Below are 18,570 nucleotides of genomic sequence, written 5' to 3'. Positions count from 1 at the left end.
TCAAAATGTAACAGTTTTGTAATCTGTATCAATTGTAAAAGCTTACAAGTGCGGAATTTCACTATTCTAAGAATTCGCTGTTTCGAGAAGTTTTTTCTAACTTTTTTCTAATTTTTGGTAATATACCGAGTTTAGCTATAACGATTATAGCTTCTCCTGTGTTATACTATTGAGTAGAAAGTGTGACATGACTGGAGGGGTTTTTAACCTATCCAGCATTTTGTGTTGCAAATGACTGGAGTAAGTGAGGAACGTTTATGAAAATGATTGTTGGATTGGGAAATCCTGGAACCAAATATCAAGAGACAAAACATAATGTCGGATTTATGGTGGTTGATCGTTTAGCTGATGACTATCAGGCAACTTTCAAAAAGAACCCATTCGAAGCTGAAGTGGCTGAGTTTTTTGTGGATGGGGAAAAAATATTATTAGTGAAGCCAATGACGTTTATGAATGAATCAGGACGAGCTGTGGGCCCATTGATGACCTACTTTGGTATTTATCCTGAGGAGTTATTGGTTATTTATGATGACTTAGATTTGGCTGTTGGAAAAATTCGTTTGCGACAAAAAGGAAGCGCGGGTGGACATAACGGGATAAAGAGTCTGATTGCGCATTTGGGAGACAATGTTTTTGACCGAATTAAAGTCGGTATCGGTCGTCCTGAAGGAAAAAAAACAGTCGTTAACCATGTGTTAAGTGGTTTTAGTAAAGAAAATCAACCGTTCATTCAAGCAAGCATTGATCAGTCTGTTGCAGCATGTAAGTATCGACTAGCTGGCCATACCTTTATTGATACAATGAATCAATTTAATTAGAGAGGGGAAACGAACTTGAATATCATTCAATTATTCAATCGAAATCCTTTAATCCAACAATGGATACAAGAGTTGAAAGAAAAAGCACCACGTCAGCTATTAACCGGGTTATCAGGATCAGCTAAAACCTTGACGATGGTTAGTGCCTACAAAAAATTAAAAAAGACAACGATTGTCATTACGCCTAACTTGTATTATGCCAATCAGTTGGTAGATGATCTGCAACATGTTTTACCACAGGAAGAGATTTTCTTATTTCCCGTGGACGAAGTGATGTCCGCAGAAATGGCTTTCTCTTCACCAGAAGCTCGTGCGGAACGCGTGGTCACATTAAATGCTTTAGTGACAAAGAAAAAAGGAATCTACGTTCTACCTGCTGCGGCTTTACGAAAGTTTTTGCCGCCTAAGAAAACGTGGCAATCGTATCAAGTGGAGTGGAAGCTTGGCGGGACGATTGACAACCAGACACTTGCGCAACAATTGGTGTTGATGGGGTATGAACGTCAAACCATGGTTGGCAAACCCGGCGAGTTTAGCATTCGAGGAAGTATTGTGGATGTTTATCCACTGACGACAGAGTATCCAGTTCGTGTGGAACTATTTGATGACGAAATTGATTCTATGCGGTACTTTGAAGCAGATACCCAGCGTTCAGTGGCAACAATTGAAGAAATCTCGATTTTGCCAACCTCAGATTTGGTTTTTTCCGATACGGATTTAGACTATGGTGTCAAACGCTTAACAGAAGCACTAGAAAAACGTTTGGCGATTACCAATGATCCAACAGAAAAGGAATTCCTATCTGATTATTATGGGCAACTAATGACTGAATGGCAAACAGGGATTCCTGGGGATCAGGCCAACTACTATACGGATTTTCTCTATGAAACGAAAACCGATATTTTTGATTATTTTGAGAAAAACGCGCTCGTTTTTATAGATGACTATCCAAGAATTTTGGAAACCAATCGTGAAATGGAACGAGAAGAGGCTGAGTGGCAAACGATGAAGATTGAAGAAGGAAAAATCTTCTCTGAACAAACATTTGGCCATGATGTGTATCAAATTTTAAATAAGGATAGTTATCCTACGAGTTACTTTTCGTTATTTCAAAAAGGCATGGGCAATCTCAGGTTCCAACAAATTTATAATTTCCAATACCGTTCGATGCAACAATTTTTCGGACAAATGCCTCTATTAAAAACCGAAATGGATCGATGGAAAAAACAAGGCCAAACGGTAGTGGTCTACATTTCTACAAAAGAACGTTTGAAAAAAATCGAAGAAATGTTCTTAGATTTTGACATCAAGTCTGTTCAAACAACCGCGGATAAGCTTCTAACTGGAAAAATCCAACTCGTTGAGGGTGGCTTACAGTCTGGGTTTGAATTGCCACAAGATAAATTAGTGGCCCTTACAGAAAAGGAAGTCTTTCAAAAGACGGCGAAAAAGAAAACACGTCGACAAAGTATCTCCAATGCAGAACGTCTGAAAAGTTATAGTGAGCTAAAATCAGGCGATTATGTGGTCCATGCGAATCACGGGATTGGGAAATATATTGGGATGCAGACACTAGAAGTAGATGGCGTCCATCAAGATTATTTGACGATTTTATATCAGAATGAAGATAAATTATTTATTCCTGTTACGCAATTAAACTTGATTCAAAAATATGTTGCCTCAGAAGGGAAATCACCTCGCGTCAACAAGCTGGGTGGAAGTGAGTGGACGAAGACTAAACGGAAAGTCACCTCAAAAATTGAAGATATTGCAGACGACTTAATTCAACTGTATGCGGCAAGAGAAGCAGAAACGGGGTATGCTTTTGGACCAGATGATGCGTATCAAAAAGAATTTGAAGATGCTTTTCCTTACTCTGAAACAGATGACCAGTTAAGAAGTACAGCCGAAATAAAGCGTGATATGGAAAAAGCCAAACCCATGGATCGTTTGTTAGTTGGAGATGTTGGGTACGGGAAGACGGAGGTTGCATTACGTGCGGCCTTTAAAGCGGTCAAAGAAAATAAACAGGTGGCATTTTTAGTGCCGACGACTATCTTAGCGCAACAGCACTATGAAACGCTGGTGGATCGATTTGAGAATTTCCCAGTAAATATTGGTTTATTAAGTCGTTTTAGAACAAAAGCACAACAAAAAGAAACAATTGAAGAGTTGCGTACAGGCCAAGTGGATATCGTGGTCGGCACACATCGAATCCTATCCAAAGATATTGAGTTTAGTGATCTTGGCCTGTTGATTATTGATGAAGAGCAACGATTTGGTGTGAAGCATAAAGAGCGTTTGAAACAATTGCGTTCTGAAGTAGATGTGTTGACCTTGACAGCTACACCAATCCCACGTACGCTCCACATGTCCATGTTAGGCGTTCGCGATTTATCTGTCATTGAGACGCCGCCAGAAAATCGTTACCCGATTCAAACGTATGTTATGGAAAAAAATCCAGGGGCGATTCGAGAAGCGATTGAACGTGAAATGGGACGTGACGGACAAATTTTCTATCTCTATAATCGAGTAGATACTATTGAACAAAAAGTAGAAGAGCTTCAAGCGCTAGTTCCAGATGCACGGATTGCGTATGCTCATGGGCAGATGACCGAGGTACAATTGGAGAATACGCTGTTTGATTTTATTGAAGGTCAGTATGATGTTTTGGTAACGACCACAATCATTGAAACGGGTGTAGACATCCCTAATGCCAATACGCTTTTTGTAGAAAATGCTGATTATATGGGCTTATCTACGTTGTATCAGCTACGGGGGCGTGTGGGACGAAGCAATCGTGTTGCCTATGCGTATTTTATGTATGAACAACAAAAGATTTTGAATGAAGTCAGCGAAAAAAGGTTACAAGCGATTAAAGACTTCACGGAGCTTGGTTCAGGCTTTAAAATTGCGATGCGTGATTTATCGATTCGTGGCGCAGGGAATTTATTGGGCGCACAACAACATGGCTTTATCGATGCGGTTGGGTTTGATATGTATTCACAAATGTTATCTGAAGCGGTTGCCCGCAAACAAGGGAAGAATACCCAAACAGAAAAAACTTCTGTGGAAATTGATTTAGGGGTAGATGCCTATCTGCCTTCTGGTTATATTGAAGATGAGCGTCAAAAAATTGAGATTTACAAACGAATTCGTGAGTTAGAGAGCCAAGAGATGCTCGAAGAACTTGAAGCAGACTTGTTGGACCGATTTGGGGAATACCCAGAAGAGGTTGCTCACTTATTGACAATTGGTCAAATGAAGATGGACGGCGATCGTGCTTTGCTTGAAATGGTCCGTATTCAGGGCTTGACGATTAAGGTGGTTCTAAGCAAAGTCGGAACTAAAACCTATTCAGTAGAACAGTTATTTGAGGCCTTAACCGCAACTAAAATGAAAGCAGGGTTAGGCGTCGAAAAAGACAAGATGACGATTAAATTAACAATTGGCCGAGGAATGAGCGATGCTGTGTGGTTGCAGGAAACAGCAAGCTTTATCAAAGCCTTACGCCAACAAAAATATGTGTCAAAAGAAGCTGAATAGTGGATTTATGAAGAATCTATAGAGGATAGAGAGTTGCAGACGAGTCAGGGGACTTACCGAGAACTTGTCAGCGCTCAGTGTTTATTTGGATGCCACGTACCTGAAACATAACTTTTTTAGTTATATCCTAGGTATGTTCAGCTAACATGGATTAACGAATGGATAGAAAATCGGTAAAGACCTGTAAGAAAGAGTTAAGAAAAAGAGAAAAAGCGTTCAACGGAGAAGTTTCGCTATAAAATAAGTTTCAAAAAGGAGGGAATCACGATAGCTCAAAAAGAAATGCGACGGATGATGCAAGGCGCGTTTGTACTGACAGTTGCTTCGTTTATTGCCAAGCTACTAAGTGCTATTTATCGTGTCCCCTTCCAAAATGCTGTCGGAGATGAAGGTTTTTATGTGTATCAACAAGTTTATCCTATCTATGGGATTGCGATGACTTTAGCTTTGTCTGGTCTACCACAGTTCATTTCAAAGTATGCGGCAGAAAAAGAATCGCCAAAAGAACGAAAAGAAGCATTAGGTCAGTTGTTTCCACTTGTTTTTTGGTGTGGTCTAGCTCTGTGGTTTCTGACCTTTTTTGGAAGTGGCCTGCTTGCAAAAGTAATGGGGGATTCATCATTAGAGTCGTTGATTCAAGTAGTCTCCTTCACCTTTTTGTTAGTTCCAGGCTTATCCTTTTATCGTGGGAATTTTCAGAGTCGACTTTTGATGGTTCCAACAGCTGCTTCTCAAGTGTTAGAGCAGCTAATCCGTGTCGGGATCATTTTATCTGCTGCTGGGGCCTTTGTTCATTTTGGGTTAAGCATCTATCAAACCGGTGCAATCGCTATGAGTGGCGCGGTTATTGGTGGACTCTGTGCGCTCCTTTTGTTGACTTATTATGAGAAAAAAATTCATGGAGGGGCACTAAGGTTACGAGGCTTTTCAGTGATGCAGCGACCAAGTAAACGATTGGTCCGGCGCTTTTTAATAGAGGGTGGTTTGCTCTCGTTTTATAGTGGGTACTTGATTTTCTTTCAATTAGCCGATTCTTTTTTGATTACAAACGGTCTTGAGCTCTATGGTTTAACAGAACAGGCAGCTCGAGTGGCCAAAGGGGTCTATGATAGAGGACAGCCACTTGTCCAACTTGGTTTGGTTGTTGCCACGGCTTTAAGTGCCTCGTTTTTACCGGCCTTAACCCGTGCGCTTGTTCAAGCTAGAAAAAAACATTTTCAACAATCGGCTCGGATTTACTTACGATTGACAGTCAGTATCGCTTTGGCTGCCTCAGTTGGTCTAGCCGTGTTACTTCCGAATGTGAACTATGCCTTGTTTAAGGATGATTCAGGCACATGGCCTTTGACTGTGTTCGTTTTTTCCATTGGCTTAATGGCGACGATTCAGGCGTATCAAAGTATTGCTCAGAGTCAAAATTGGTTTCGGATGCCGTTAAAAGCAGCCGGTTGGGGGTTACTGGTAAAGGCTGTCGGGACGATTTGTTTAACTGCACTCATGGGAACAGTTGGGGCCAGTCTGGCGACGCTAGCGGGACTTTCGATGACGCTCATTTATCTGATTCAACATTCAGAAAAGGAGTTAAATCATTTTTGGAAAGAGCGGCAATTTGGTCGAACCTTTCTTATTTGTCTGGGAGCTATGGCGGTGAGCTTGTTTATCTATACAATAGGTATCGAGTTTTTTGTGGGAACAATCAATCATCGATTAACTGCTTTGATGATTAGTTTAGGCGGCGTATTGATTGGTTTTAGCTGTTTCATTTTTGTCGCGATTCGGGTAAAATTATTTACAGTGCGTGAGTGGCTAATGATTCCATTTGGGAAAAAATTATTAACTATTAAAAGGAAAAAGAGGAATAATCTATGAGACTAGATAAATTTTTAAAAATATCAAGAATTATAAAGCGTCGTTCTGTCGCAAAAGAAGTGGCAGATAAAGGCCGGATTCAAATTAACGGAAAACTGGCTAAGTCGTCTAGTGACGTGAAAGTGGGCGATGTTTTAAGGGTCCAATTTGGCAATAAAACGTTAGAGGTGAAGGTAGTAGAATTGCACGAATCCACCAAAAAAGAAGATGCTGAAAAAATGTACGAAATTTTAGCAGAAACACGAACAAATTCTGCTGAGAATTAGATTAGACAACAACAAAAGATGTTGGTATAATGAGAAAGACTATGAAAAAGACTGAGGTGAGAGAGTGTGAGTCAAGAAACAAAAAACAAGATTTCAACAATTGATAATGACTATACTAAAGAGCAGTACGTAGAATTTCAAAAACAACAAAAGCAGCTTGTTTTTAGAAGACGCCGATTAGCGGTTGTTTTTCTTATTGCTTTAGGAGTTTTTGTGATTATCGGAGTCCAATTGTTTAATGACTACCAACGCTTGCAGTCACTGGGAACAATTAAAGAAGAAACAGTTGCAGAATCAGAACAAGTTGATAAACAACTGGCTAGAGTAAAACAAGATGTCAATTTGCTAAAAGATGACGAATACGTGGCTAAGCTAGCTCGTAGTCGATTTTTCTATTCAAAAGAAGGCGAACAGGTTTACCCGATTGTGGGCACAGAAACAAGTGATGCCACAAACCAAATAACAAAAGATCCAGTTACAGAGTCAAGTACTACTGATAAGTAGTGAAATATAAAAAAGGGTTATAAATTAGGAGGAACAATTTTTTTATGTCAATCGAAGTAGGAGCGAAACTACAAGGAAAAGTGTCAGGGATTACCAATTTTGGTGCATTTATTGACTTAGGTGAAGGAAAGACTGGGTTAGTTCATATCAGTGAAGTATCCAATGGTTTTATTAAAGATATACATGATGTTTTAACTGTTGGAGATGAAGTGACAGTTAAGGTAACTTCTATCGGAGACGATGGGAAGATTGGGTTATCTATCCGTAAAGCACAGGAACAACCCCAAGAAGAAAAACGTGAATTTCAACGTCGTGAACCACGTGAACCACGCGAAAATTATAATAGCCGTCCTGCTCAAAAAAAATCATTCGCTCGCAATCAGCCGATGAACAACAATAACAATAAACAAGATTTCGATTCATTAATGAGTTCATTTTTGAAAGATAGTGATGATCGACTTTCTTCATTAAAACGTAATACTGAAGGAAAACGTGGAGGCCGAGGCGGTCGCCGTAACTAGAGAATCGCGGACGGTAGCGTTCTGTTAGGATGTTCAGTCCATTGAAGGAACAATCTTCATGTAAGCACATGGCTGAAGATGCAGATAGAAATAACGTCTAAAATGAACCGAGGCACGAATCAATTTTGATTGACGGCCTCGGTTTTTTCTTTTTAAACAAATAAGGAGTAAAACAAAACATGGAAAATTTATTTTTTAATCACGGAAAAGACAAACTTTTATGGGAAACTGAGGATAAAATTCTTTTAGCAATCTCAGGTGGTGTCGATTCGATGGTTTTACTTCGATTGATGGAGAAACTCGCACTCAAAGAAACAATTTTTTTGGTGGTGGCACATGTTAATCACAAGCTTCGCCAAGAATCAGATGAAGAAGAGGCCTACTTACGAGCTTATTGTAAGAGAAAAGGAATTCCTTTTTATAGTATTCAGTGGCAACAAGCAACGAGTTTCGGAATGGAAGAGGCAGCAAGGAATTTTCGGTACAATTTTTTTCAAGAGGTTATGGAACAAACCGCGTGTAATAAACTTATGACGGCTCATCATGGAGATGATCAAGCAGAAACTCTTATCATGAAACTAGCACGAGGCGGCTCTTTAAATAGCCATATTGGCATTCAAGTACGACAACCCTTTTCAAATGGGGAGCTTATTCGTCCATTGCTACAGTTTTCAAAAGAGGATATTCGTAAGTGGGCAGCCGAACAGTCTTTGGTGTTTTTTGAAGATCAAACAAATGAAGACACGCATGTTCAAAGAAATCGTATCCGAAAATGGGTCGTTCCCGAGTTAAAAAAAGAGAATGCCCGCTTATTAGCGCATGCGCAACAATTTTCTCAGCAATTGGAATGGGCAGAGGCACTGATTTCTGAACAGATGGAAAAGGAATTTCAAACGCATGTTAAAAAGCAGGCAGAGAGCTGGCAAATCGAAGGCGATTGGTTAATGGCGTTGCCGGAAAACCAGCAATATTTTTTTCTCAGCTATTTTTTCAAAAAAAGTTTGTCTGAGTTACAGGTGGGCGCTAAGGAAGAGCAACTTCTTCAACTTCTCCGTTTGCTAAAAAAAGAGAAGGCACAGTGGCAAGTCGCGTTTTCAAATGAGTGGTTCTTTAAAAAAAGCTACCAACAGTTCTCCCTTGAAAAAAACAAACAAGTGACGGATGAACATCATGTTCTCCATTACGATGAGGGAGTGTATCTGAATGACCGTGAATGGATTGGGATTTTAAAAAATGTCGAACTCGATAAAGTTCCGGCAGAGCTTGAGCAAATAGGTTGGTCAACTTTTAGACAAGACTTCCCTAAAGATTTGGCAAAAGAATTTTTTCTGCGGCGTAGACGGGACGGAGAACGTCTTCATTTAACTAAGAATTTAACAAAAAAAGTTTCGCGCTATTTTATAGATAACAAAGTGATGAATGCCAAAAGAGCGACAGCGTGGGTGCTTACCGATTCAAAAAATAATATTTATGGATTGTTGCCTTTTACACTTTCTTATTTGAGTATTATGGAAGAAACTGATAAAATACACTACGTACTTCTTTATAAATATCGGGAGTAATAGGTGGAAGGAGAACCAAATGTTAGAAAAAGATATCGAACGAATATTAATAACTAGAGAACAAATTCAAGCGCGTTGCGCGGAGTTAGGTAAAGAGTTATCTGAACTATACAAAGGGAAAAATCCTTTAGTAGTTGGTGTTTTAAAAGGGGCAGTTCCTTTTATGTCTGACGTGGTTCGTGAGATTGATACATATGTAGAGTTAGATTTTATGGATGTATCTAGTTACGGAAATGCGACAGTTTCTTCTGGTGAGGTAAAAATTGTCAAGGATTTAGATACGAATGTCGAAGGTCGTGACTTATTGATTGTCGAAGATATCATTGACAGTGGTCGCACGTTAGCGTATTTAGTTGACCTCTTCAAATATCGTAAAGCAAAATCCGTGAAGATTGTTACTTTGCTAGATAAGAAGGAAGGCCGCGTTGTCGATATCGAAGCGGATTACATTGGTTTTGATGTCCCAAATGAGTTTGTCGTAGGCTATGGGTTGGACTATGCGGAAGCCTATCGTAATTTGCCCTATGTAGGCGTGTTAAAAGCAAGTGTCTATCAATCAAATTAGTGATGTAATTGAATTTAGTTATGTTACAATGTAAAGGTCAGGATTGATAAAAAATTAAACGAATGAATTTGAGCACCTAAGGAGGGCAAGCATGAATAAGAAAAATAATGGCATGATGAAAAATGTCTTATATTATGCTCTAGTTATCTTAGCAATGGTGATGGTTGTTTACTTCATTTTTGGAAACAACAATCAGCAAACGCCGGATATTGAGTATTCAAAATTTACCGAACAACTTGAAGACGGTAAAATCAAAAACTTTACTGTACAACCAGCGAACGGCGTTTATAAGATTACTGGGGAATACAAAGAAGAACAAAAAGTCAACAACAGCGGAGGATTATCAATCCTAGGATCAACAAATGTTCCTGCTACAAGCTTTACAACAATGGTTTTACCTAACGACTCAACGTTGAGTCAAGTAACTAAGTTAGCTGAAAATAATGGTGTAGAAACCAAAATTAAAGAAGAGTCAAGCAGTGGAATATGGGTTTCTCTACTCTTGAGCTTCCTACCAATTATTGTCATCATCTTTTTCTTCTATATGATGATGGGGCAACAAGGTGGCGGCGGTGGCGGTGGCGGCCGCGTCATGAACTTTGGCAAATCAAAAGCCAAAGAAGCAGACAAAAAAGCCAACCGTATCCGTTTCTCTGATGTTGCTGGTGCAGAAGAAGAGAAACAAGAATTAGTTGAAGTAGTGGAATTCTTAAAAGACCCACGAAGATTTGCTGAATTAGGCGCGCGTATTCCTGCTGGTGTTCTTTTAGAGGGCCCTCCAGGAACAGGGAAAACTTTATTAGCAAAAGCAGTTGCTGGTGAAGCTGGTGTACCGTTCTACTCAATCTCAGGTTCAGACTTCGTAGAGATGTTTGTTGGGGTCGGGGCAAGTCGTGTACGTGATTTGTTTGAAAATGCGAAAAAGAATGCACCTGCCATCATCTTTATTGATGAGATTGATGCGGTAGGTCGTCAACGTGGCGCTGGAATGGGTGGCGGACATGATGAACGTGAACAAACCCTAAACCAATTGCTTGTAGAGATGGATGGTTTTGATGGAAATGAAGGCGTGATTGTCATTGCCGCAACTAACCGTTCAGATGTACTAGATCCAGCCCTTTTACGCCCAGGTCGTTTTGACCGTCAAATTTTAGTAGGGCGTCCAGATGTCAAAGGTCGTGAAGCCATTCTTAAAGTGCATGCACGTAACAAACCTTTAGCAGACGATGTCGATTTAAAAGTGGTTGCTCAACAAACTCCAGGATTTGCTGGTGCAGATTTAGAAAACGTCTTAAACGAAGCGGCCTTAGTTGCTGCTCGTCGAAATAAAAAGAAAATTGATGCTTCTGATATTGATGAAGCAGAAGACCGCGTAATTGCAGGTCCAGCGAAGAAAGACCGCGTAATCAGTAAAAAAGAACGTGAAATGGTTGCGTACCATGAAGCGGGACATACGATTGTCGGCTTAGTGTTAAGTCGTGCACGTGTGGTTCACAAGGTAACGATTATTCCTCGTGGTCGCGCAGGCGGTTATATGATTGCTTTACCAAAAGAAGATCAATTCTTAATGACCAAAGAAGATATGTTTGAACAAATCGTTGGGTTACTTGGTGGACGGACAGCTGAAGAAATTATCTTTAATGTTCAATCAACAGGTGCTTCTAATGACTTTGAACAAGCAACAGGGTTAGCTCGTAGTATGGTAACTGAATACGGAATGAGTGACAAATTAGGACCTGTTCAATATGAAGGTAATCATCAAGTATTTGTTGGTCGTGATTATGGTCAAACAAAAGCTTATTCTGAACAAGTCGCTTTTGAGATTGACCAAGAAGTTCGCAGTATCTTAATGGAAGCACACAAAAAAGCGCATGAGATTATTGAAACGCATCGTGAGCAACATAAACTGATTGCTGAAAAACTTCTTGAGTTTGAAACATTGGATGCTAAAGCAATCAAATCATTGTTTGAAGAAGGCGTTATGCCAGAAGGTACGGAATCATCTGAATTCCCTAGCGAAAAAGCTCAAACATTTGAAGAGGCGAAACGAGCATTGGAAGAAAAAGATGCTGAAAAACAAGCAGAAGAAAAAGATGATTTTGAAGAAATCAAACAAGAATTAAAAGATGAAGCAGAAGAAGTCAAACTAGAAGGTCAAGAAACAAGTAAAGAGGTTTCTGATTCTACAAATGACGCAGACGATTCATCTAAGTCAGAATATGAAAAAAATAATTTTGACGATCGTTACAAATAAGTAAGTAGAGAGAACCGATGAAGTCTTCCTTGTGGGGCGTTCATCGGTTCTCTTTTAAAAAAATAAGAAGAACGCGCAGAAATTAACCAACGAAAGTTGAAAAAAAACTCAGATACTAGTATTATTCACTAGTGAGTCTGAAGGAAAAGAGGATACATAAACATGAATGATTATTTAGTAAAAGCTTTAGGATATAACGGATTTGTACGAGCTTATGCTGTACGAGCAACACAAACGATTGGGGAAGCCCAAAAACGTCATGACACATGGAGTACGGCTTCAGCCGCTTTAGGTAGAACGATGATTGGGGCAATTCTTTTAGGGGCTACTTTAAAGGGAGAAGATAAATTAACCGTAAAAATTCAAGGCGATGGACCAGCCGGAGCGATCATTGTTGACAGTAACGGCAATGGGGAAGTAAAGGGCTATATCAAAAATCCGCACATTAGCTTACCTGCAAATGAAAAAGGCAAGATTGATGTTCGTGGCGCAGTTGGAACGAATGGTTTGTTCACAGTAATTAAGGATTTAGGGTTGAAAGAACCATTTTCAGGACAAACGCCCCTAGTTTCAGGAGAGATAGGTGAAGATTTTACCTACTATCTCGCAGTGTCTGAACAGGTTCCATCAGCAGTTGGTTTAAGTGTTTTGGTTGATACAGATGATTCAATTAAAACAGCGGGTGGCTTTATGATTCAAATTATGCCTGGTGCAGATGATGAGACAATCACAGCAATTGAAACACGTTTAGCGCAAACACCGCTTATTTCAACTTTATTAGATGAAGGGCAGACGCCAGAAGAGATTTTAGAAGGTCTATTAGGAGATGCCTCTTTAAATATATTAGAAACCTCTCCTGTTCAATTTTCTTGTGACTGCTCCAAAGATAAATTTGGCGCAGCAATTATTGCGTTAGGAACTACAGAAATCCAAGCGATGATTGATGAGGATCATGGTGCAGAAGCAGTCTGCTCGTTTTGTGGAAATAAATACCACTATACAGAAGAAGACTTGGCTGGGCTTAAGAAAGAAGCAGGTGGTAATTAGATGGCGGCTTTAAAACATGCGTGGAAAATTGGGTATGTCGAAATCCCGAATCGCGTAGTTGTCGCCCCTATGGCGGGGATAACGAATGCCGCCTTTCGGGTGACGGTCAAAGAATTTGGTGCAGGTCTAGTTGTTTGTGAGATGATCAGTGACCAAGGAATCCATTTTCGCAACAAAAAGACGTTAGAAATGCTTCATATAGAAGAAACTGAACATCCGCTAAGTTTACAAATTTTTGGTGGCAATAAAGAGACACTCGTCGAGGCAGCGCAATTTGTCGAAGCGAATACAAAAGCAGATATTATTGATATCAATATGGGGTGTCCTGTAAACAAAATCATTAAAGCAGAAGCTGGAGCAAAGTGGTTATTAGATCCTGATAAGGTATATGAGATGGTCCATGCTGTGTCCTCAGCGGTTGACAAGCCCGTAACAGTCAAAATGAGAATCGGCTGGGATGAAGACCATATTTTTGCGGTTCAAAACGCGTTAGCTGCAGAATCAGCAGGTGCTTCAGCGATTGCGATGCATGGAAGAACACGCGTTCAAATGTATGAAGGAAAAGCAGATTGGGCTGTTTTGAAAGAAGTTAAGAGTCACCTGAAGATTCCTTTTATGGGAAATGGTGACGTCAAAACACCGGAAGATGCCAAACGTATGTTGGAATACGTGGGCGCTGATGGCGTCATGATTGGTCGAGCTGCATTAGGCAATCCTTGGATGATTCATCGAACGCAACACTACTTGGAAACCGGCGAATTAATTGAGGAACCGACTGCTCGAGAAAAGATGGAAACGGCTAAGCTACATCTGCATCGTCTCGTTGAATTGAAAGGTGAAACAATCGCTTCTCGAGAATTCCGGCAACATGCCGCTTATTATCTAAAGGGAATTTCTCGTGCAGCAAAAGTTAAAGTAGCAATCAATCAAACAGAAGATGAGCAAACGATTATCGATTTGCTTGATGCGTTTGTTGAAAAGTGCGAGCGACAGGTGGAAAAAGAAAGTGTTGGTCAATAATTTGAAAAATATTCAATGAAAGTAACAGTGAAAAAGGGTCAAAAGGCAAGAAAAAACGAAGAAAATCACAAAGTTCATCTTGCTTTTTTCTGTTATCATTGGCATTATAAGTAAGAGAAGAAACACGAGAATGGAGGAACTCTAATGACAGAAGAGCAACAGAACCAAGTAGAAGATTTAAATGATCAGATGCTTGTGCGTCGTCAAAAAATGGAACAATTACGTGAAGAAGGAATCGATCCATTCGGAAAACGTTTTGATAGAACCCATAATTCAGTAGAATTACATGAAGCCTTTGACGCCATGTCTAAAGAAGAAGTAGCAGAAAAAGCCGTGACGGCAAGTATAGCAGGTCGTATAATGACCAAACGTGGAAAAGGAAAAGCCGGGTTTGCTCATTTGCAAGATCGTGAAGGTCAAATTCAAATTTACGTACGTAAAGATGAAGTTGGTGAAGAAGCCTATGAGTTATTTACTCATGCAGATTTAGGTGATTTTTTTGGCGTAACCGGTGAAGTGATGAAAACTAATACGGGAGAAGTCAGCGTAAAAGCCAAAGAATTAACAATGCTTTCAAAAGCGCTACGTCCTCTACCAGATAAATATCACGGCTTAACAAATATCGAACAACGCTATCGTCAACGTTATTTAGATTTGATTAGTAATCGCGAAAGCTTTGATCGTTTTATGAAACGTAGCCAAATCATCAGCGAAATCAGAAGATATCTTGATGGAAATGGTTATATTGAAGTAGAAACGCCTGTTCTTCATAATGAAGCTGGGGGAGCGGCTGCACGTCCATTTACAACGCACCATAATGCGTTAGATATGGATTTATATTTACGTATCGCCTTGGAGTTACATTTAAAACGTCTAATTGTCGGTGGTATGGAAAAAGTCTATGAAATTGGCCGAGTATTTCGTAATGAAGGAATTGATACGACGCATAACCCTGAATTTACGATGTTAGAAGTTTATACAGCCTACACAGATTATAAAGATGTTATGGATTTAACTGAAGGATTGATTCGTCATGTTGCGCAGAAAGTTTTAGGGAACACGACAATTACTTATAATGAGCAAGAGATTGATTTAGGTAGTCCATTTGGTCGGGTACACATGGTTGATTCAATTAAAAAAGAAACGGGTGTCGATTTCTGGCCTGAAATGTCTGTAGAGCAAGCTCGTGCGTATGCAAAAGAACATAATGTGGAAATTACAGATAATATGTCTGTGGGTCACATTATTAATGAGTTCTTTGAAACCTTTGTTGAAGAAACGCTAACACAGCCAACCTTTATTTATGGTCATCCAGTCGAAGTTTCACCTCTTGCTAAGAAAAATCCTGAAGATGGTCGATTTACTGATCGTTTTGAGTTATTTATCGTGGGTCGTGAATTTGGGAATGCCTTTACAGAATTAAATGATCCAATTGATCAACGTGAACGTTTCGAATCACAAGAAAAAGAACGTGAACAAGGGAATGATGAAGCCCATGGTGTGGATGAAGATTTCCTAGAAGCGTTAGAATATGGGATGCCGCCAACAGGTGGATTAGGAATCGGTATTGATCGTTTGGCGATGCTTTTAACGGATGCACAATCACTAAGAGATGTTCTATTGTTTCCAACGATGAAATAAGAATGAGTAACTTGAAGAGGCTTGGACATAACTTCATACGTTATGTCCAAGCCTCTCTTTATCCGAATAAACGGTGGGTTCAGAAGCAACTCCATCTGCACGTTGTTCCGCTCTCAACAACTTCTACGCCGAGAGTTGAAGGTTCGAAAAATAAGCTGAAATTGCTGTGAAACACTATTTACAAAGTAAATAGATGTAGAACAGTACCTACCCGGTGCTGTGAAACACTATTTACAAAGTAAATAGATGTAGAACAGTACCTACCCGGTGCTGTGAAACACTATTTACAAAGTAGATAGATGTAGAACAGTACCTACCTGGTCACAAAAATTTGAAGAACACCACGTAGGAATCAATCAACATCGAAAGAAAGTCTTTCGTGTTTCTTGTCATTTCCGTATGGCAAAAGGGGATTGGTCGTAAGGCTGCTGAGCAGTGGTTAGATATTCTTTTTGAGCAAGAGAAGGAACTTTTACATATTGGGTTTACAACATGGTCTGGAAATGAACGAATGATGAAGCTTGGCCAACGGATTGGCTTGAAAGAGGAAGGGCGCATTCGACAAGTTCGTTTTTGGGAAGGTGCCTATTTTGATTCGATGAAATATGGTGTATTACGAGAAGAATGGGCCGAAAGATCTGTGGAGCGTTAAAAGAATAAAGCTTCCGTTTTTTGTTCAAATGAAAACACGGTTGTTTACGGTTAGTTTTTATGTAAACAGGATGATTTATGCGTGAAAAGCGAACATTCCGCCTTAGGTTTTAAGTATCAATCGGAGAACGAAAAAAACTGAAAAAAAACCAAGAAATTCATTGACCCCAAGGGATTTAGTTGGTATATTATTATTTGTTCGCATGAATGTTTTTATTCATAAAAAACAAGAAAAGTTTTTTCAGAAAACTTTTCAAAATTATTCTTGACGTTGAGGAATCAACATGATAGAATAACAAAGTCGCTCGAGAGAGATGGCAGAATAACAGTTGATAAATCAATAAAATTTATTGAAAAAAGTTGTTGACAAATAACAACTGAACTGGTATTCTAATTAAGTTGCTGAAACAAGCGATTAACTGATTTGAAAAAAGAAGTTAAAAACTTTTATAAAAAAGAGGTTGACATTTAACTACTCGACTGATATGATATAAAAGTTGCTGAAACAGCAATTGTAGACCTTTGAAAACTGAACAAAGTAAGACAAACCAAATGTGTAGTGTGTACTTGATTGAATCAAGTCGCAAACATTTAACAAGCAAGCAATATGCTAGCAAACAAATTGAGCTTAACAATCTTATGATTGTTCTAACTTTTATTATGAGAGTTTGATCCTGGCTCAGGACGAACGCTGGCGGCGTGCCTAATACATGCAAGTCGAACGCTTTTTCTTTCACCGGAGCTTGCTCCACCGAAAGAAAAAGAGTGGCGGACGGGTGAGTAACACGTGGGTAACCTGCCCATCAGAAGGGGATAACACTTGGAAACAGGTGCTAATACCGTATAACAATTGGAACCGCATGGTTCTAATTTGAAAGACGCTTTCGGGTGTCGCTGATGGATGGACCCGCGGTGCATTAGCTAGTTGGTGAGGTAACGGCTCACCAAGGCCACGATGCATAGCCGACCTGAGAGGGTGATCGGCCACACTGGGACTGAGACACGGCCCAGACTCCTACGGGAGGCAGCAGTAGGGAATCTTCGGCAATGGACGAAAGTCTGACCGAGCAACGCCGCGTGAGTGAAGAAGGTTTTCGGATCGTAAAACTCTGTTGTTAGAGAAGAACAAGGATGAGAGTAACTGTTCATCCCTTGACGGTATCTAACCAGAAAGCCACGGCTAACTACGTGCCAGCAGCCGCGGTAATACGTAGGTGGCAAGCGTTGTCCGGATTTATTGGGCGTAAAGCGAGCGCAGGCGGTTTCTTAAGTCTGATGTGAAAGCCCCCGGCTCAACCGGGGAGGGTCATTGGAAACTGGGAGACTTGAGTGCAGAAGAGGAGAGTGGAATTCCATGTGTAGCGGTGAAATGCGTAGATATATGGAGGAACACCAGTGGCGAAGGCGACTCTCTGGTCTGTAACTGACGCTGAGGCTCGAAAGCGTGGGGAGCAAACAGGATTAGATACCCTGGTAGTCCACGCCGTAAACGATGAGTGCTAAGTGTTGGAGGGTTTCCGCCCTTCAGTGCTGCAGCTAACGCATTAAGCACTCCGCCTGGGGAGTACGACCGCAAGGTTGAAACTCAAAGGAATTGACGGGGGCCCGCACAAGCGGTGGAGCATGTGGTTTAATTCGAAGCAACGCGAAGAACCTTACCAGGTCTTGACATCCTTTGACCATTCTGGAGACAGAACTTTCCCTTCGGGGACAAAGTGACAGGTGGTGCATGGTTGTCGTCAGCTCGTGTCGTGAGATGTTGGGTTAAGTCCCGCAACGAGCGCAACCCTTATTGTTAGTTGCCATCATTTAGTTGGGCACTCTAGCGAGACTGCCGGTGACAAACCGGAGGAAGGTGGGGATGACGTCAAATCATCATGCCCCTTATGACCTGGGCTACACACGTGCTACAATGGGAAGTACAACGAGTCGCGAAGTCGCAAGGCTAAGCTAATCTCTTAAAGCTTCTCTCAGTTCGGATTGTAGGCTGCAACTCGCCTACATGAAGCCGGAATCGCTAGTAATCGCGGATCAGCACGCCGCGGTGAATACGTTCCCGGGCCTTGTACACACCGCCCGTCACACCACGAAAGTTTGTAACACCCGAAGTCGGTGAGGTAACCTTTTGGAGCCAGCCGCCTAAGGTGGGATAGATGATTGGGGTGAAGTCGTAACAAGGTAGCCGTATCGGAAGGTGCGGCTGGATCACCTCCTTTCTAAGGAATATTACGGAAACTACACGGTTTATCAACACTTTGTTCAGTTTTGAGAGGTTTACTCTCAAAACTTTTGTTCATTGAAAACTG

13 protein-coding genes and 1 rRNA gene are annotated in these 18,570 nt (G+C 40.5%); all 14 read left to right on the top strand.

Features of this window, described 5'->3' with window-relative positions; translation table 11 throughout:
• Window positions 1–257 precede the first annotated feature (257 nt).
• The 14 genes from pth to IGI37_RS18065 all read left to right on the top strand — a co-directional run bounded on the left by pth (window position 258) and on the right by IGI37_RS18065 (window position 18,480).
• A complete protein-coding gene (pth, locus tag IGI37_RS18130; protein WP_438763458.1) occupies window positions 258–818 on the top strand; it encodes an aminoacyl-tRNA hydrolase in 561 nt (186 codons plus the stop codon).
• Between the two features lie 15 nt (window positions 819–833).
• Entirely contained in the window at window positions 834–4,364 is a 3,531-nt protein-coding gene (mfd, locus tag IGI37_RS18125; RefSeq protein WP_438763457.1) for a transcription-repair coupling factor, read from the top strand.
• Window positions 4,365–4,658: 294 nt separating this feature from the next.
• Complete coding sequence (locus IGI37_RS18120) at window positions 4,659–6,233, top strand: putative polysaccharide biosynthesis protein (RefSeq protein WP_438763686.1); 1,575 nt, start codon at window positions 4,659–4,661, stop codon at window positions 6,231–6,233.
• Window positions 6,230–6,499 carry an RNA-binding S4 domain-containing protein gene (locus IGI37_RS18115; RefSeq protein ID WP_438763455.1) on the top strand — a complete coding sequence of 90 codons (270 nt, stop codon included), beginning with the start codon at window positions 6,230–6,232 and terminating at the stop codon, window positions 6,497–6,499. Before IGI37_RS18120 ends, IGI37_RS18115 begins: the two co-directional genes overlap by 4 nt.
• A gap of 66 nt (window positions 6,500–6,565) precedes the next feature.
• Window positions 6,566–7,003: an FtsB family cell division protein gene (locus tag IGI37_RS18110; protein WP_438763454.1), complete on the top strand. Its 438-nt coding sequence runs from the start codon at window positions 6,566–6,568 to the stop codon at window positions 7,001–7,003.
• A 44-nt stretch (window positions 7,004–7,047) separates the two neighbouring features.
• On the top strand, window positions 7,048–7,524 hold the full coding sequence (locus IGI37_RS18105) for a S1 domain-containing RNA-binding protein (RefSeq protein ID WP_438763453.1): 477 nt from the start codon (window positions 7,048–7,050) through the stop codon (window positions 7,522–7,524).
• Window positions 7,525–7,703: 179 nt separating this feature from the next.
• Window positions 7,704–9,086 (top strand): tRNA lysidine(34) synthetase TilS, encoded by a 1,383-nt coding sequence (tilS, locus tag IGI37_RS18100; protein WP_438763452.1) that lies wholly within the window; start codon window positions 7,704–7,706, stop codon window positions 9,084–9,086.
• A 19-nt stretch (window positions 9,087–9,105) separates the two neighbouring features.
• Complete coding sequence (hpt, locus tag IGI37_RS18095; RefSeq protein ID WP_438763451.1) at window positions 9,106–9,651, top strand: hypoxanthine phosphoribosyltransferase; 546 nt, start codon at window positions 9,106–9,108, stop codon at window positions 9,649–9,651.
• 91 nt (window positions 9,652–9,742) lie between these two features.
• Window positions 9,743–11,905, top strand: a complete 2,163-nt coding sequence (gene ftsH / locus IGI37_RS18090; RefSeq protein WP_438763450.1) for an ATP-dependent zinc metalloprotease FtsH — start codon at window positions 9,743–9,745, stop codon at window positions 11,903–11,905.
• A gap of 162 nt (window positions 11,906–12,067) precedes the next feature.
• Entirely contained in the window at window positions 12,068–12,952 is an 885-nt protein-coding gene (gene hslO, locus IGI37_RS18085; RefSeq protein ID WP_438763449.1) for an Hsp33 family molecular chaperone HslO, read from the top strand.
• On the top strand, window positions 12,953–13,972 hold the full coding sequence (gene dusB, locus IGI37_RS18080; RefSeq protein ID WP_438763448.1) for a tRNA dihydrouridine synthase DusB: 1,020 nt from the start codon (window positions 12,953–12,955) through the stop codon (window positions 13,970–13,972). It abuts the gene before it with no gap.
• 144 nt (window positions 13,973–14,116) lie between these two features.
• Window positions 14,117–15,613, top strand: a complete 1,497-nt coding sequence (gene lysS / locus IGI37_RS18075) for a lysine--tRNA ligase (RefSeq protein ID WP_438763447.1) — start codon at window positions 14,117–14,119, stop codon at window positions 15,611–15,613.
• A 379-nt stretch (window positions 15,614–15,992) separates the two neighbouring features.
• Window positions 15,993–16,265, top strand: a complete 273-nt coding sequence (locus IGI37_RS18070; RefSeq protein WP_438763446.1) for a GNAT family N-acetyltransferase — start codon at window positions 15,993–15,995, stop codon at window positions 16,263–16,265.
• A 655-nt stretch (window positions 16,266–16,920) separates the two neighbouring features.
• Window positions 16,921–18,480 (top strand): 16S ribosomal RNA (locus IGI37_RS18065).
• The last annotated feature ends 90 nt before the right edge of the window (window positions 18,481–18,570 follow it).

Origin of the sequence: Enterococcus sp. AZ194, from assembly GCF_051713825.1 — a bacterium.
Lineage (GTDB): Bacteria > Bacillota > Bacilli > Lactobacillales > Enterococcaceae > Enterococcus_K.
This window is presented reverse-complemented; position numbering and strand designations above follow the sequence as displayed.

What these genes read in the sequence shown, in the direction of transcription:
- pth (WP_438763458.1), top strand. Translation starts at nt 258, where the DNA reads ATGAAAATGATTGTTGGATTGGGAAATCCTGGAACCAAATATCAAGAG.
- IGI37_RS18120 (WP_438763686.1), top strand. Translation starts at nt 4,659, where the DNA reads ATGCAAGGCGCGTTTGTACTGACAGTTGCTTCGTTTATTGCCAAGCTA.
- IGI37_RS18115 (WP_438763455.1), top strand. Translation starts at nt 6,230, where the DNA reads ATGAGACTAGATAAATTTTTAAAAATATCAAGAATTATAAAGCGTCGT.
- IGI37_RS18105 (WP_438763453.1), top strand. Translation starts at nt 7,048, where the DNA reads ATGTCAATCGAAGTAGGAGCGAAACTACAAGGAAAAGTGTCAGGGATT.
- tilS (WP_438763452.1), top strand. Translation starts at nt 7,704, where the DNA reads ATGGAAAATTTATTTTTTAATCACGGAAAAGACAAACTTTTATGGGAA.
- hpt (WP_438763451.1), top strand. Translation starts at nt 9,106, where the DNA reads ATGTTAGAAAAAGATATCGAACGAATATTAATAACTAGAGAACAAATT.
- ftsH (WP_438763450.1), top strand. Translation starts at nt 9,743, where the DNA reads ATGAATAAGAAAAATAATGGCATGATGAAAAATGTCTTATATTATGCT.
- hslO (WP_438763449.1), top strand. Translation starts at nt 12,068, where the DNA reads ATGAATGATTATTTAGTAAAAGCTTTAGGATATAACGGATTTGTACGA.
- dusB (WP_438763448.1), top strand. Translation starts at nt 12,953, where the DNA reads ATGGCGGCTTTAAAACATGCGTGGAAAATTGGGTATGTCGAAATCCCG.
- lysS (WP_438763447.1), top strand. Translation starts at nt 14,117, where the DNA reads ATGACAGAAGAGCAACAGAACCAAGTAGAAGATTTAAATGATCAGATG.